The 14100-nt window shown below is 60.8% G+C and carries 13 protein-coding genes; 4 read left to right on the top strand and 9 right to left on the bottom strand.

All coding sequences use genetic code 11. The annotated features are described in order from the left end of the window. Positions 1-427: 427 nt before the first annotated feature. The 4 genes from tdh (at position 428) to H4684_RS11655 (ending at position 4558) form a co-directional block, all read left to right on the top strand. Positions 428-1465, top strand: a complete 1038-nt coding sequence (gene tdh, locus H4684_RS11670; RefSeq protein WP_225940384.1) for an L-threonine 3-dehydrogenase — start codon at positions 428-430, stop codon at positions 1463-1465. Between the two features lie 1002 nt (positions 1466-2467). After that, positions 2468-2947, top strand: a complete 480-nt coding sequence (ilvN, locus tag H4684_RS11665; protein WP_092190765.1) for an acetolactate synthase small subunit — start codon at positions 2468-2470, stop codon at positions 2945-2947. Continuing rightward, a complete protein-coding gene (locus tag H4684_RS11660; protein ID WP_192623862.1) occupies positions 2947-3873 on the top strand; it encodes a phosphate acyltransferase in 927 nt (308 codons plus the stop codon). The genes ilvN and H4684_RS11660 overlap by 1 nt, the downstream gene beginning before the upstream one ends. 247 nt (positions 3874-4120) lie before the next feature. Continuing rightward, positions 4121-4558, top strand: a complete 438-nt coding sequence (locus H4684_RS11655) for an Hsp20/alpha crystallin family protein (protein ID WP_192623861.1) — start codon at positions 4121-4123, stop codon at positions 4556-4558. A 63-nt stretch (positions 4559-4621) separates the two neighbouring features. On the opposite strand, the gene H4684_RS11650 is transcribed toward H4684_RS11655, so the two are convergent. The 9 genes from H4684_RS11650 to H4684_RS11610 all read right to left on the bottom strand — a co-directional run bounded on the left by H4684_RS11650 (position 4622) and on the right by H4684_RS11610 (position 13850). Continuing rightward, complete coding sequence (locus tag H4684_RS11650) at positions 4622-5443, bottom strand: hypothetical protein (protein ID WP_192623860.1); 822 nt, start codon at positions 5441-5443, stop codon at positions 4622-4624. A gap of 161 nt (positions 5444-5604) precedes the next feature. Continuing rightward, entirely contained in the window at positions 5605-6759 is a 1155-nt protein-coding gene (gene pstA / locus H4684_RS11645) for a phosphate ABC transporter permease PstA (RefSeq protein WP_092190910.1), read from the bottom strand. Positions 6760-6774: 15 nt separating this feature from the next. Beyond that, positions 6775-8004 (bottom strand): phosphate ABC transporter permease subunit PstC, encoded by a 1230-nt coding sequence (gene pstC / locus H4684_RS11640; protein WP_092190773.1) that lies wholly within the window; start codon positions 8002-8004, stop codon positions 6775-6777. 85 nt (positions 8005-8089) lie between these two features. After that, entirely contained in the window at positions 8090-9106 is a 1017-nt protein-coding gene (locus tag H4684_RS11635; protein WP_192623859.1) for a PstS family phosphate ABC transporter substrate-binding protein, read from the bottom strand. 279 nt (positions 9107-9385) lie between these two features. Further along, positions 9386-10435 (bottom strand): sulfite exporter TauE/SafE family protein, encoded by a 1050-nt coding sequence (locus tag H4684_RS11630; protein ID WP_192623858.1) that lies wholly within the window; start codon positions 10433-10435, stop codon positions 9386-9388. 26 nt (positions 10436-10461) lie between these two features. Further along, positions 10462-10758: a hypothetical protein gene (locus H4684_RS11625; RefSeq protein WP_192623857.1), complete on the bottom strand. Its 297-nt coding sequence runs from the start codon at positions 10756-10758 to the stop codon at positions 10462-10464. A 55-nt stretch (positions 10759-10813) separates the two neighbouring features. Further along, entirely contained in the window at positions 10814-13024 is a 2211-nt protein-coding gene (locus H4684_RS11620; RefSeq protein WP_192623856.1) for a SulP family inorganic anion transporter, read from the bottom strand. A gap of 91 nt (positions 13025-13115) precedes the next feature. Then, complete coding sequence (locus H4684_RS11615; protein WP_192623855.1) at positions 13116-13643, bottom strand: hypothetical protein; 528 nt, start codon at positions 13641-13643, stop codon at positions 13116-13118. 30 nt (positions 13644-13673) lie between these two features. After that, complete coding sequence (locus H4684_RS11610; RefSeq protein ID WP_192623854.1) at positions 13674-13850, bottom strand: hypothetical protein; 177 nt, start codon at positions 13848-13850, stop codon at positions 13674-13676. Positions 13851-14100 lie beyond the last annotated feature (250 nt).

Genomic DNA, 14100 nt, shown 5'->3' with positions numbered 1-14100 from the left:
TTCTTTTGAATACTTGGCTGATCTTCCCATGTGTGTCTCCTCATGAGCGGAAGATAACCTCTCAAGCCGTGTCCGTCATCCTTAAGGCAGTCCAGACGGCGGGCCGCCGAAACTCCTTCGTCGGCCTCGTAGAGTTGCATTGTCGCTGCTGTCGAACGCAGGCTTTGACTTCGAGTGATGGGCGACAATGCAACAAACGATGCCTGGCTCAGTCAGACAGTCGACGCCCCGCCGTCCCGCCAACCCGCAAAGCCTTGAGCGCTGACCGAAAAGGCATGAAAGCATGGTTGCCTGTTAATGAAGCAGTAGGGGCATTTCCGGCGTCACGAGGGCGTTGCCCCGGCGTCATTTCCGTGCAGGCGGGAATCCATCTTCAAGATTTGTAAAACATTGCGCAAAAAATTTCAGAACATACGAGGATAATAAAATGGAAAAAATGAAAGCGCTGGTAAAGGCCAAGGCCGAAGTCGGGATCTGGATGGAAGAGATCCCCGTACCCGAGGTCGGCCATAACGATATCCTGATAAAAGTCGGCAAGACCGCCATCTGCGGCACCGACATCCATATCTACAACTGGGACGCCTGGGCGGCCAAGACCATCCCCGTGCCCATGGCCGTCGGACATGAGTTTGTGGGGCGCATCGTGGCCATGGGCTCCGAGGTGCGCGGGCTCAAAGTCGGCGACCGGGTTTCCGCCGAGGGGCACATCACCTGCGGCCACTGCCGCAACTGCAAGGCGGGCAAGCGCCATCTCTGCCGCAACGCCATCGGCGTGGGCGTCAACCGTCCGGGCTGCTTCGCCGAATACGTCTGCGTTCCGGCCGTCAACGCCTTCAAGATCCCCGACACCATCTCCGGCGACGTGGCCGCCATGCTCGACCCGCTCGGCAACGCCACGCACACCGCCCTGTCCTTCGATCTGGTCGGCGAGGACGTGCTCATCACCGGGGCCGGACCCATCGGCATCATGGCCGCGGGGATAGCCCGGTTCTGCGGAGCTCGCCACGTGGTCATCACCGACGTCAACGACTACCGCCTGGACCTGGCCCGCAAGATGGGCGTCAGCCGCGCCGTCAACGTCGGCAGCGAGTCCCTGGCCGAGACCATGGCCGACCTGCACATGTCCGAAGGCTTCGACGTAGGTCTTGAGATGTCCGGAAACCCCCACGCTTTCCGGGAGATGCTCGCGCAGATGAACCACGGCGGGCACATCGCCCTGCTCGGCATCATGCCCGAGGACACGGCCATCGACTGGGGACAGGTCGTGTTCAAGGGCCTGAAGCTCAAGGGCATCTACGGCCGCGAAATGTTCGAGACTTGGTACAAGATGACAGCCATGCTGCAGAGCGGACTGGACATGTCCCCGGTCATCACCCACAACTTCGCCGCCGAGGACTTCCAGAAGGGCTTCGATGTCATGCGCTCGGGCAAGTCCGGCAAGGTCATCCTGGACTGGAACGCCTGATTTCGGGCGGAGAAGAGGGGCAAAAGGCATGGATTCCCGCCTGCGCGGGAATGACACGGATGCTGTGCTGAAGTTTTGCGAGGTTTTGCATGGGTCAGTAAGGCATGGGTTCCCGCCTTCGCGGGAATGACACGGATGCTGTTCTGAAGTTTTGCGAGGTTTTGCATGGGTCAGTAAGGCATGGATTCCCGCCTTCGCGGGAATGACACGGATGCTGTGCCGAAGTTTTGCGAGGTTTTGCATGGGTCAGTAAGGCATGGATTCCCGCCTTCGCGGGAATGACACGGATGCTGTGCTGAAGTTTTGCGAGGTTTTGCATGGGGCAGTAAGGCATGGATTCCCGCCTGCTCGGGAATGACACGGATGCTGTGCCGAAGTTTTGCGAGGTTTTGCATGGGTCAGTAAGGTTTGGATTCCCGCCTGCGCGGGAATGATACGAATGCTGTGCTGAAGTTTTGCGAGGTTTTGCATGGGTCAGTAAGGTTTGGATTCCCGCCTGCGCGGGAATGACACGGATGCTGTTCTGAAGTTTTGCGAGGTTTTGCATGGGTCAGTAAGGCATGGGTTCCCGCCTGCGCGGAAATGACACGGATGCTGTGCTGAAGTTTTGAGAGGTTTTGCATGGGTCAGTAAGGCATGGATTCCCGCCTTCGCGGGAATGACACGGATGCTGTGCTGAAGTTCTGCGTGGCGTTACAGGGGCCTGCAAGGCATGGGGCCCAACCTTCGTGGCCGTTAAGCGGATGTTTTGCTGAATCTTAGTGTGTTATTGCAAGGACCTGCGCCCAGCTACAGTGTCATCCCCGCGCAGGCGGGGATCCATGCTCATGCGCGAGGTCGGTGCGTTTTTGGGCAAGGTCATCCCCGCGAAGGCGGGGATCCATGTCTTTTCGTCTTTCAGCCTCCGGTCCAAGACAGTGATGCCTGTATCACCTTGCTTCGGAACCCGGGTCCTGACATACTCTTTCCGGCACCGCACCATCCCCAATCAAGGAGGCGTTCATGCGCCACACCATCTCCGCCCTGGTCCAGAACAAGCCCGGCGTCCTGGCCGCCATGGCCCAGGTCTTCCAACGCCACGACATCAACATCCGTTCCATCTCCTGCGGGGAGACCGAGCGTGAGGACGTGTCGCGTATGATCATCTGCGTCGAGCCCGACGAGGGGAAAATCAGGGCCGTGACCGACGAAATCGAGTCCCTGGAGTTTGTCATGCGTCTGGAGGACCTTGCGGGGCAGGATCTCATGGACCGCGAACTGGTCATGATCAAGGTGCGCATCACCAAGGACACGGTCAGCCGGATTCTCCAGATTTTCGAGGTTTTCCGGGCCAACGTCATCGACATGGGCAACGAGACCATCTCCGCCGAGCTTTCCGCGCCCCAGGGCAAGGTCGCGGGACTGATCCGCACCCTGGCCCCGCACGGCATCCAGTCCCTGAGCCGCACCGGTCTCATCGCGCTGTCGCGAGGTGACGGCTGATGGCGGGCCCCGTATCGCCGGTTCAGTCCCTGGAGCGGATGGTGGAGCTGGTCCGCTCCCGCCAAACGCCCGTGCGCGTGGTCATCGCCGCCTGCGCGGAACCCAACGCCGTTCTGGCCGGACTTGAGGCCTCGCGGCAGGGTCTGGCCGAGCCCGTCTTTGTCGGCGACGTGGAACGCATGCGCGGCCTGCCGGAGCTGGCCCGGGAAGATTTCGACGCCTTTGAATGCGTGCACGAGCCGGACGACAAGGCGGCCCTGGCGGCCAGCCTTGATCTGCTGCACGAGGGGCGCGCCCAGTTTCTGATGAAGGGCGGGGTCAAGACCGACGTGCTGCTGCGCGCGGTGCTCGGCCGCAAGCGCGGCAGCGCCGGGTTGCTCAGCCACATCGGGGTCTTTCCGCATCCGCGCGAGGAACGCCTGCTCATCGTCACCGATGCGGGAGTGAACATCGCGCCGTCGCTGACGCGCAAGATCGACATCATCAACAACGCCGTGGCCGTGGCCAAGAAGCTGGGCATGGAACCGCCCAGGGTGGCCGTGCTCTCGGCCACGGAAAAGGTGTCCTACAACGACATGGTCTCCAGCAAGGATGCGGACATCCTGGCCAAGCTCTGCCGCATGGGCATCTTCAGTGACGCCGTCGTCGGCGGGCCCTTTGCGCTCGACATCGCGGTGTCGAGGGAAAAGGCTCTGGCCAAGGGCGTGGATCATCCCGTGGCCGGCCGCGCGGACATTCTCTGTGCGCCCAACATCGTCACCGGCAATGTGCTCTACAAAGCCGTGACCAGTCTCATGGAATTGCCCATGGCCGGTATCGTCGTCGGAGCCAGCTATCCCCTGGTCGTGCCTTCGCGCGGGGACTCCGAGCGTTCCAAATTCTACGCCCTGGCCCTGGCCGCTTTTCTGGCCGGGACAGAGGCGTGACAATAAGAATCTGAAATTTCAAATTCATTTCCTGTCGGGATTTGGCCACGCGCCTTCGCAATAGCGATGTAACTTTGGCATGTTGTCCGGCGCCATCCCCGTGAATGCAATGATACCTTCCCGCAGAGCCCGCCCTACGGGGGCTTCTGCGCCCTTGACTGACCGCGACCGCGCTTTATTTTTCATACGTCCCGGGAACGTCCGGGCCGTGGAATTCTTTTAAGCTGGTCACGGAAGGAGGTTGGCCATGACACTGATGAAATGGGATCCCTGGCGGGAAATTGAGGACATGTTCGATCGGTACACCAAGGCCGTAGGATGGCCGCGCGGAGGGCAGGAGGCCCTTGCGTCGAGTGACTGGACCCCGCGGGTGGATATTGCCGAGACCGAAACGGAGTTTTTGATCAAGGCCGATATTCCCGGCGTGGAGAAGGACCATGTAAAGGTGTCGCTTGAGAACGGAGTTTTGACCATTCAGGGTGAGCGCAAGACAGAGAAGGAGGAAAAGGACAAGAAGTTCCACCGCGTGGAACGATTCACCGGAACCTTCATGCGCCGTTTCACCGTGCCGGAGAATGTCGACCCGGAAGGCATCAAGGCGGTGTTCAAGGATGGCATGCTGCACCTGCATCTGCCCAAAACGGCAAAGGCGAGCCCCAAGGCCATCGACATTCACGTCGACTGAAAAAGACCTTGGCGGACTGACCGCTAAAGCTCACCCCAAGGACCGGCCCAAGCGCCGGTCCTTTCATTTGGCGCGCAGTATCCTGGCCGCCCGTTCGAGGTGTTCGATCAACAATTTTTGAGCGCAAGCGGCGTGCTCGGGGCGGGTGTCCAGTTCGTGCATGATGCCGAGCAGTTGCGGGTCTTGAACGTGCTTGCTCGTGATCAGGACCGGTCTTTTGGTGTCTTTTGTGCTGAAAAAATTCCAGGCCGGAGGCGTCTTCTCGTCGCGGAATGGCCAGTTCAATTTGAGCCGCAGCAGATCAGCCAGGGCTTTTTTCCCGTCTTCGGTGAGGGCGTCCGCGTCCAGGGCAAAGCCCAGGCGGCTTTCGACGGCGTCCACCATCGCGGCCAGAAAGCGATGTTCCGGAATGATCAGGCCGTATTCATACCAGTCATCCAGCACCTCGCGCGCCATGCGCTTGATTCTGGCTTCAAGCTCGTCATAACTTGGGCAGAAGAAGTATTTGCAGGCCGCGCCGCCGTAAAAACTCAGCCCCCGCCAATCAATTCCATTGTTCCCGAGAGCCAGGGGATGCAGCAGGCAGCCCACCCGTTCGCCCTCGTCGCGGATCAAACCCACAAAGACGCAATGATGAAAATCCTCTATGGGCGCGGGAGCGTCCTCGATGCGCAAGCGCTCCTGCTCAAAGGCGAGGATGCCGTCGATGGTGCGCGGGACAGAGGCGAAGGAGTCCGTCCGCGCGCAGAGGACGGCGTGCAGCCGTTCACGGGACAGGTCCGCCATGTTGTAGAGCCCGCAGCAGCTGCCGCAGGACACGCACGTTCCGGTCTGGCAGAGATAGACAAGGCCCCGGACCCCTTTGTCTTCGGGAAGAGTCGTCATTTTTGACCTCCATGACCCGCGCTGGCTATCCCAAAGGCCTGGCCGTGGCAACGCCGCCGATTCGCCGGGGTACCTGCGACTGGTGGCTTGTCCGCGAATGCCTGCGCCAAAAAAAAGGGAAGAACCGGAGTCCTTCCCTGCGGCGTTTCGGCGGCGGAGCCTTACCATTTGCGCTCGTATTTGTTGCGCAGCAAAATGGCCAGGGCGTTCATGGACAAAAGGACGACCAGGAGGACGATGATGCCCGCGGACGTGCGCTCGGTGAAGGCGCGTATCGATTCCGATGACCACACGTAGATCTGGGCCGGGAGCACGGTGGCCGCGCTGGTCAGGCCGCGCGGCATGTCCTGGATGTAGGCGACCATGCCGATGATGAGAAGCGGCGCGGTCTCGCCGATGGCGCGGGCCAGGCCGATGATGGTCCCGGTCAGGATGCCCGGCAGGGACAGCGGCAGGATGTGGTCCCAGACCACCTGCCAGTGGGTGGCGCCCAGGGCCAGGGCTCCCTCGCGGATGGAGTCCGGGATGGCCCGGATGGCCGCGCGGGTGGAGATGATGATGACCGGAAGGGTCATGAGCGCAAGGGTCAGGCCGCCCACCAGGGCCGACGAGCGGGGCAGTCCCATGAAGTTGATGAAGATCGCCAGGCCCAGAAGGCCGAAAAGGATGGACGGGATGGCCGCCAGGTTGTTGATGTTGACCTCGACGATATGCATCAGCCGGTTGTCCGGAGCGAATTCTTCCAGGTAGATGGCGGCCATGACTCCCGCCGGGAAGCTGAAGATGAAGGTGATGCCCAAAAGATAGATCGTCCCCACGGCCGCGGACAGGATGCCCGCCATCTCCGCCAGCTTGGAGTCGCCGTTGGTGAAGAAGCCGACGTTGAAGACCTTCTTGATCGAGCCCTCGGCCACAAGTTCGTCCACCAGCTTTATTTCTTTTGGTTTCAGGCGATTGGGCTTGTTCTTGATGTATTGGTCCACCTCGGCGTTGGCCAATACCCAGACTTCGGAGGTCGTGCCCAGCAGTTGCGGATTTTCGCGCAGCTGCATGGGCAGAATGCGGGTCACGCCGCGACTGACCAGCGGGACGAGCCTTTTGTCCAGGGCGGACCGGGGGTCGTCCAGGATCGACTCGGAAAAGGTGACGTTGGCCCGGATCTCGGTCTGCATGAAGGCGGTGTACCCTTGCCGGATGATGTCCGCGAAGAAGACCACCAGAAAGATTCCGGCAACGGAAATGGCCATGTAGGAGAGGGCCTTGAACTGGCTTTCCGAGTTTTTGCGTTTGCGCAGGCTGCGCGGGTCGATGGGCATGCTCACGTGAGGCTCCTATTCGTATCTTTGGCGGAACTTTCGGATGACTGTCAGGGAGACGATGTTCAGGCACAGGGTCAGGACCAGAAGGACCAGGCCAAGACCGAACGCGGACAGCGTCTCGGGGCTGTCAAAGGCCTGATCGCCGGTCAGGGCATCGACGATGCGCACGTTGACCGTGGTCATTCCCACCAGCGGATTCCAGGACAGATTCGGTTGCAGGCCGGCGGCCATGACCACGATCATGGTTTCCCCGACGGCGCGGGACACGGCCAAGAGACAGGCCGAGACAATGCCCGGCAGCGCGGCTGGGAGAACGACCCGCTTGATGGTTTCGGCAGGATAGGCCCCGAGCGCCAGGGACCCTTCGCGCAGGCTCTGCGGTACGGAACTGATCACGTCGTCGGACAGGGACGAGACCAGGGGGATGATCATGATGCCCATGACCAGTCCGGGGCTGAGGGCGTTGGTGTAATCGGCGCTTATGCCCACCTTGTCGGCCAGGTTCACGATCAGCGGACTGACCGTTATGGCCGCGAAAAAACCGTAAACGACGGTGGGGATGCCGGCCAGGACCTCAAGAGCGGGCTTGGCCACCCGTCTGACCGCAAGCGACGCGTACTCGGACATGCAGATGGCCGACATCAGGCCCACGGGGATGGCCACGCACATGGCGATGGCCGTGATCATGAACGTGCCCGCGAAAAGGGGCACCGATCCGAAAAGGGGCTGGATGTTGCCGGCGTCGTCGATGGTCGCCGCGTCGGGGTTCCAGGTCGTTCCGGTCAGGAAGTCCCAGAAGTTGACGATGCGAAAAAAATGAACCGCCTCGAAGACGATGGACATGACGATGCCGATGGTCGTCAGGATGGAAATGAGCGACGCCACCAGCAGAATGCGGGTGATGGTCTTTTCCAGAGCGGTACGGACCCGCAGGCTCGGACGGATGGCCCTCAGCGCGATCCAGATGCCTCCTGCGCCGAGGATCAGGATCGCTGCCGCGAGCATGGTCCAGGGCACTTCGACCAGATCGAAGAGGTCGAGAATCGAGCCGATCACGCTGATCAGCACGGCGGGCATGAGCATTTTGCTGACGGCAAACCATCCGAACAGATTTTCCGATGCCTTGTATCTGGCATTGGGGTCCTGCTGGGTCCGGATTTTCCTGCGGCCGAGGAGATAGCCGAACAGCGCCAGGGGCAAAAGTCCGGCAAAAAGATATTGGGCCAGGTAGGTTGTGGTCACGAGGTTCCTCGCATGTTGTCGGGCGCGACGAAGGGCCGGGGCCGTAAGTTCACGGCTCGGCCCTTCGCGGGATTCACTTGCTAGACTATTTCTTCAGGTCGTCGAGGGTCAACTTCTTCTTGGCGAGCACGTTCTCGCGGGCCGTGGCGCGCTCTGCCTCGGGCAGCGGGATGAGGCCGATGGACTTCAGCAGGCCGTCCTTGCCGATCATCTTCTCGCTCATGAACAGTTCCACATATTCCTTCAGGCCGGGGATGGCGTCGTAGTGGGCGTTCTTGACGTAGAAGAACAGGGAGCGGGAGATGGGGTACTGGCCGGAAGCGACGGACTCGGGATTCGGGGTCACGCCGTTGATGGCCGCGCCCTGGATGGAATCGGCGTTTTCTTCCAGAAAGCTGTAGCCGAAGATGCCGAACGCGTCCTTGTCCTTGGCCAGCTTCTGCACGATCAGGTTGTCGTTCTCACCGGCGGGGACGTAGGCGTTGTCCTGACGGATCGCGTGGTAGCCCTTCTCGTAACCTTCCTTCTTGCCGAAGATCTTTTCAACGACCATTTCCTCGAAGGCGTCACGGGTGCCGGAAGAGGTGGGCGGGCCGTAGAAGACGATCTTGCGGGCGGGCAGCTGGGGGTTGATTTCGTTCCACATCTTGTAGGGGTTCGGTACGAGCTTGCCGTCGACCATGATGTCGGCGGCCACTGCGGTGGCCAGTTCTTCAAGGGAGATGCTCATGGCCTCGTTGTCTGCGTTCTGCGCGACCGCGATGCCGTCGAAGCCGATCTTGGCTTCGGTGATGTCGGTCACGCCGTTCTTGGCGGCATTCTCGAATTCACTCACCTTCATGCGGCGGGAGGAGTTGGCGATGTCGGGGGTGCCCACGCCCATTCCGGCGCCGAAAAGCTTGTGGCCTCCGCCGGAACCGGTGGACTCGACGACGGGTGCGGGGAACTTGGTGGTCGCGCCCAGCTCTTCAGCCACGTAGCTGGAGAAGGGGAAAACCGTGGATGATCCGGAAATTTTGACCTGATCGCGGGCATGGGCCATGCTGGTGCCGACCAGCAGCAGGGCCAGGGCGAAGATTGCTTTGTTCAGAAAACGGTTCATGAGGATGCCTCCTTGGCTATGTTTCAAATTCAGGGTTGCGTTGTTGCGCTGGAGGTCTTTCTAGAGGGGGTTTGTTACAGGATGTTGAGGCGATTGTGACAGGATCGTGACAAAGTGTTTGGCCTGCGGGTGTCCTGGTTTTAAAGAAAAGTCGGTTGGTCCCGACCCCGCCTCCGCTTTAACGTATCGCCAAGCATTCCTGAACCAGCGCGAAACGACGAAACCCCGCAGCGCGGGGTTTCGTCGTTTCGGAATCTGTTTTGAGAGCCGGAGTCGGTGTTATGCGGCTTCCGCCAGCTGTGCTCTGCGGCCAATCCACATGCTGCCGAGGATGATGCCGGAGCCGATCAGCAGGGCCATGCACATGGAGGCGAAGCTGACCTTGTTCAGAAGGCTCAGCGTGTCCGGTCCCATGTTCATGACTCCCAGCTTCACGAGATACGTGGGCAAGGCCAGGCCACGGCTGACCGCGACGATGAGCATGATGGTGGCCATGACCATCTTGATCATGTGCGGACGGACGTACGTGGTGCCGATGGCGCCGAGCTGAACGCCCAGCAGCGAGCCGCCGAGGATGATGAGCACGAGACGGATGTCGACCATGCCGTGCATGGCCCAGTTGATGGAGCCGCCAAGGCCCATGGCGAAGGCGATGACGAGTTCCGTGGCAGAGGCCATGAGGCCGGGCACGCCGATGACGTAGATCATGCCGGGTACGCCCACGAACCCGCCGACGGCGATGGTCGCGGCCAGCATGCCGGTGGCGAAGCCCACGGGCAGGGTGAACCACAGGGAAATGCGCAGGCCCGAACGCGGGAAATTGATCATGGGCCACAGCTCGATCTTTTGCAGGCGAGTGGCCAGGGCCGTGGTTTCTTCCACGCCGCCGCAGCGGGCGCACTTGACGGCGTCCTTCATGACGTAGCCGCCGACAAAAACGAGAACAAAGACGAACGAGAGGCTGACATAGAGATCGGAACCGGCCTGCCCCCACATGTCAAGGATGATGCGCTGGATGTGGATGCCGATCTGGACGCCGATGCCGGCCGAGGCGGCCATGATCAGGCCCATTTTCACGTCGACCTGTCCGTATCGGAAGCGCTTGATCGCTCCGACCAGGGCCTTGGGGAACTTGTGACACATGTTGCTGGCCACCGCCACCGTGCCGGGTACGCCGAGGCTCATCATGCCGGGAGTGAGCACGAAGGCTCCTCCGGAACCGATGAAACCGCTGACCAGGCCGCCGATGAATCCGACCAGGAACAGGAAGATGATTGCCATTGTGCTGAGATCGATGAATTTTGTGGGATCAAGACTCAAGATATCCATTGTGGTGTCTCCTGCAATGCGTTGGTTCAGGCGTTGAGAACAGGGCGCTGGGCCGGACGTTTGGTCGCTTCGACGGTCTTTTTGGCATCCTTGCTGATGGCGGCGATGCCGAGCACGGACCACAGGTTGCTCGCGAACTCGCCGTGCAGGTACGAAACGGCAAAAACCGTGGCGATGGGACCCGCGGCCCAGAAGGAGCCCTGGGCGAAGTGCGCGGCGATGTTGTCTCCGTAGGTGAAGAAGCCAGTGTAAAAAGCTGCGGTGAGCGCGCCGAAGAGAATGGTACGTCCGATGGGTTTTTTGTTAGATTGAGATGTGGCCATTGTATTCTCCATGTTGTTGTTTACCGCTTGCAGCGGGTGTGTTGTGAGGGGAATCCTACGGTCGTCCATTCCGGGTAGCTCCTGCCGCGGCATATGCGTGAGCACGTGTCTGCTGAACTGACGGCCGCGAGGAGAGTTGACAGGCCGTGGTCAGGGGACACCGGGCTTCATCGCTGCCGCAATGAGCTCCGGCGTGGACCGTGCACAGCGCCTTTTCCATGTTGGTGTAAATGTGGTCCCGGCCGATCTTGTCCAAGAGCCCGCTACGGTCCATGATGGCCATGACCGTGTCGTTGACTCCCGCCAGGGAAATATCCACTCCCCGGCTTCGGCAGCGCTCGATGACCAGGCCCAGCGCCTCTTCCCCGGAGGCATCCATGTCATTGATGCCCTTGGCCACCAGCACGATGTGCTTGAGGCGCTTCTTGGAAAGCAGACGGCTGGTGATGGCCTCGTCCAAAAAGCTGGCATTGGCGAAAAACAGGGGGCCGTTGAAGCGGACCATGTCCACGTGCGTGCACAGGTCCAGTCCGAAGCGGGTCGCGTCGCGCAGTTCCCCCTGCTCGGTTCGGGCCAGGGAGCTGACCGAGGGGCGCATGTTGCGGTACAGGAATACGCCAAGGGACAGGACCACGCCGATCATGATGCCCTTGTCCAGATGCGGAGCGAAGGCCAGGGTGGCCAGAAAGGTGATGATGGAGATGGCGCCGTCGTATTTTGCGACCTTCCAGGAGTGCAGGAAGCCCGCGGGCTGGATGAGCCCGATGACGGCCATCATGATCACCGCGGCCAATGTGCACTGCGGCAGGTGGTGGAGCAGCGGTGTGAAAAAGAGCAGCGCCGCGAGTACAAACGCGCTGGTGAACACGCTCGAAAATCCGGTCAGGGCTCCGGCCTGCAGATTGACGGCAGAGCGGGAAAAGGACCCGGAAACCGGATAGCTTTTGCCGAAGGCGCCCAGAATGTTGGCGAGCCCCTGGCCGATGAGTTCCTGATTCGGGTCCAGGCTCTGGCCGGTTTTCGCGGCCATGGCCTTGGCGATGGAGATGGCTTCCATGAATCCGAGCAGGGCGATGATGGCGGCGTTCGGGAGAAGCCTGAGCATGACCTTAAGATCGAAATGCGGGACGCTCAGGGCGGGCAGACCGCCGGGCACCGCGCCAACCACGGTTCCGCCGCCGATCATGGTCACGGCCATGGGGTCAAGAGGCGCATTGCCGACGCCGATGCGCCATGTCCGGCCGTCGCTTGCCGTCCCCGAGGGCAGGGGGCTGCCTTCAGGATAGAATTTCATGCCGCCGTTGGCTCCGGGCACGCCCTGGAAAAGCATGCCGCGCAGCGAGGCCTTTATGTTCCTGGCCTGGTTTTTGGCGATGTCCATTTCCAGAGACAGACGGCGCAGTTCATGTTCTTCATCGACCATGGCGAAGCGCTCGTTGTGTTTTTCGGCTTCTTCCATGGCCACCGTCAGGGCCGTGCGCCTGGCGGCCAGATCGAGTTGGGCCTGCATGGCCGCATTGTAGGAGTCGATGGCTTCATTGGCCTTGGGCGCGGCCAGGGATGCGACGCCGACTGTGGTGTTGTGCTCGAAGCCGGTGCCCCAGGCGAAGATGGTGGTCAGGGCCACGGCCACCAGCACGTTGGGGACGCGCGGCGTCATGCGCTTCAGCAGATACATGAGTGCAAAGGCGAAGGTGCCGAGGGCCAATGTCGGCCAGTGCGTGTAATGCATGGCCGCCTGCGCGACATTGATGATTGTCTGGTAGTGATGCTTGGCGCTGTCCACGGACACGCCGAACATCTTGGAGAGCTGGCTGGTGGCGATGATGATGGCCGCCGCATTGGTGAAGCCGGCCACCACGGGATGGGAGAGGAAGTTGACGACCAGCCCGAGGCGTAAAACGCCGAGGGACAGCTGGAAGATGCCCACGGCCAGGGCCAGAAGCACGGCGTAGGCGATGTAGCTTTCGCTGCCCGCCGTGGCCAGGGGTTCGAGACTGGCGGCGGTCATGAGCGAGACCACGGCCACCGGTCCCGTGGAGAGCTGACGGCTGGAGCCGAACAGCGCGGCGACGAGGGGCGGCAGGAAGGAAGCGTAGAGTCCGTAGTACGGAGGCAGCCCGGCGAGTTGGGCGTAGGCCATGCTCTGCGGAATGAGCACCAGGGCCACGGTCAGGCCGGCCATGAAGTCCATTTTGAGATTTTCGGTGGAATACGTTTTGATCCAGCCGAAAAATGGAACCATTCTCAGTACAAGGGTGCCCATTTTGCCTCCTTCGCCGTCAAGGTGCGGTCCCTGGCGGAAGTGCTCCGGATTTGCGTGGGAGCGGGAATGAGATCGCAGGTGTGAGTCCGCATCACTTTACCGTGAACAGGGCCAGACCGGTCTGGCCTACGACCTGTTCGCCTTCCTCGGGTTCGCTCAGGATGAACTCGATTCTGCCGCAGGCGCGCACGAGTTCGCTGACAGCCTCTTCGATGCCGCCGAATCTGACTTCGTGAGCGACGTGCAGGTTCATCCGCGTCGCGCTTTCGGACCAGGAGGAGGCTGCCTGAGAGGACATTTGCGTAAAGGAATCCCGCCATTTCTGGTCGGCGCTACGCATGCCGATACTCAGGAGCAAAAGGTCGCTCCCCATCCTTTCGGCCACGCTCAAGGCGTATTCCCGTAGGCGAGGGGAAAAGGAGCAGCCATGTCCGATGACCAGGATGCGTCTGCGCCCGGTCGCGGGCGGGGTGACCACATCGGCGGCGAGCATCTGCTCTCCGGCCTCGGCCAGGGCGACCGCCTCGCTGTAATCAGCCAGGCGGTCCTGAACGGACCGGGCCCTGCGCAGTGACGGGGCGCCTGTCTGCATCGAATTTCGTAACCAATTGCGCGGCATGTGTTTGCTCCTGATCGTTGCTGTGATGGCCTAGCGTGCCTGCAAGGTCGTGCGGGGGCGTTTTTCGGAGCTCTTGACCTCTTTGGCCCGAGCCTTGGGCTGCGGCCCGTCTGATTTGAGCAGGAGTTTGGCGTCTTCGCTCAGGTTGCGTTCTGCAAAAGCTGTGGCCGCGTAGTTCGTTTCGATGGTTTCACGGATGGTGCTCATTTTGCTAACCTCGTGTTAAATGTGTTGCGACAGCCTAAACAAGGCTCGTGCCATGTTTGATTTTTTTATATCTATTCTGAATTATTGATTTTAATTTGAAGTGGATGAGGGGTTGGATTTCGTGCAGTGTTGCATATTGCAGCGCCTGATCGTGAAAACCATAACAAGGTCCAGTTGCCGGGGTTGATGCAGTTTGCAGCGCTGTTGCAATCTGCAACAAAGAGCTGAAATGAAGCGGACTGGGCGCAGG

Source organism: Desulfomicrobium macestii (assembly GCF_014873765.1).
Taxonomy (GTDB): domain Bacteria; phylum Desulfobacterota; class Desulfovibrionia; order Desulfovibrionales; family Desulfomicrobiaceae; genus Desulfomicrobium; species Desulfomicrobium macestii.
Note: the sequence above shows the minus strand (reverse complement) of the source record. Positions and strands in the feature narration are given on the sequence as shown.

Coding starts and splice junctions, on each gene's coding strand:
- ilvN (WP_092190765.1), top strand. CDS start 2,468: ATGCGCCACACCATCTCCGCCCTGGTCCAGAACAAGCCCGGCGTCCTG.
- H4684_RS11610 (WP_192623854.1), bottom strand. CDS start 13,850: ATGAGCACCATCCGTGAAACCATCGAAACGAACTACGCGGCCACAGCT.
- H4684_RS11655 (WP_192623861.1), top strand. CDS start 4,121: ATGACACTGATGAAATGGGATCCCTGGCGGGAAATTGAGGACATGTTC.
- H4684_RS11660 (WP_192623862.1), top strand. CDS start 2,947: ATGGCGGGCCCCGTATCGCCGGTTCAGTCCCTGGAGCGGATGGTGGAG.
- pstA (WP_092190910.1), bottom strand. CDS start 6,759: ATGCCCATCGACCCGCGCAGCCTGCGCAAACGCAAAAACTCGGAAAGC.
- H4684_RS11635 (WP_192623859.1), bottom strand. CDS start 9,106: ATGAACCGTTTTCTGAACAAAGCAATCTTCGCCCTGGCCCTGCTGCTG.
- H4684_RS11615 (WP_192623855.1), bottom strand. CDS start 13,643: ATGCCGCGCAATTGGTTACGAAATTCGATGCAGACAGGCGCCCCGTCA.
- H4684_RS11650 (WP_192623860.1), bottom strand. CDS start 5,443: ATGACGACTCTTCCCGAAGACAAAGGGGTCCGGGGCCTTGTCTATCTC.
- H4684_RS11620 (WP_192623856.1), bottom strand. CDS start 13,024: ATGGGCACCCTTGTACTGAGAATGGTTCCATTTTTCGGCTGGATCAAA.
- H4684_RS11625 (WP_192623857.1), bottom strand. CDS start 10,758: ATGGCCACATCTCAATCTAACAAAAAACCCATCGGACGTACCATTCTC.
- H4684_RS11630 (WP_192623858.1), bottom strand. CDS start 10,435: ATGGATATCTTGAGTCTTGATCCCACAAAATTCATCGATCTCAGCACA.
- tdh (WP_225940384.1), top strand. CDS start 428: ATGGAAAAAATGAAAGCGCTGGTAAAGGCCAAGGCCGAAGTCGGGATC.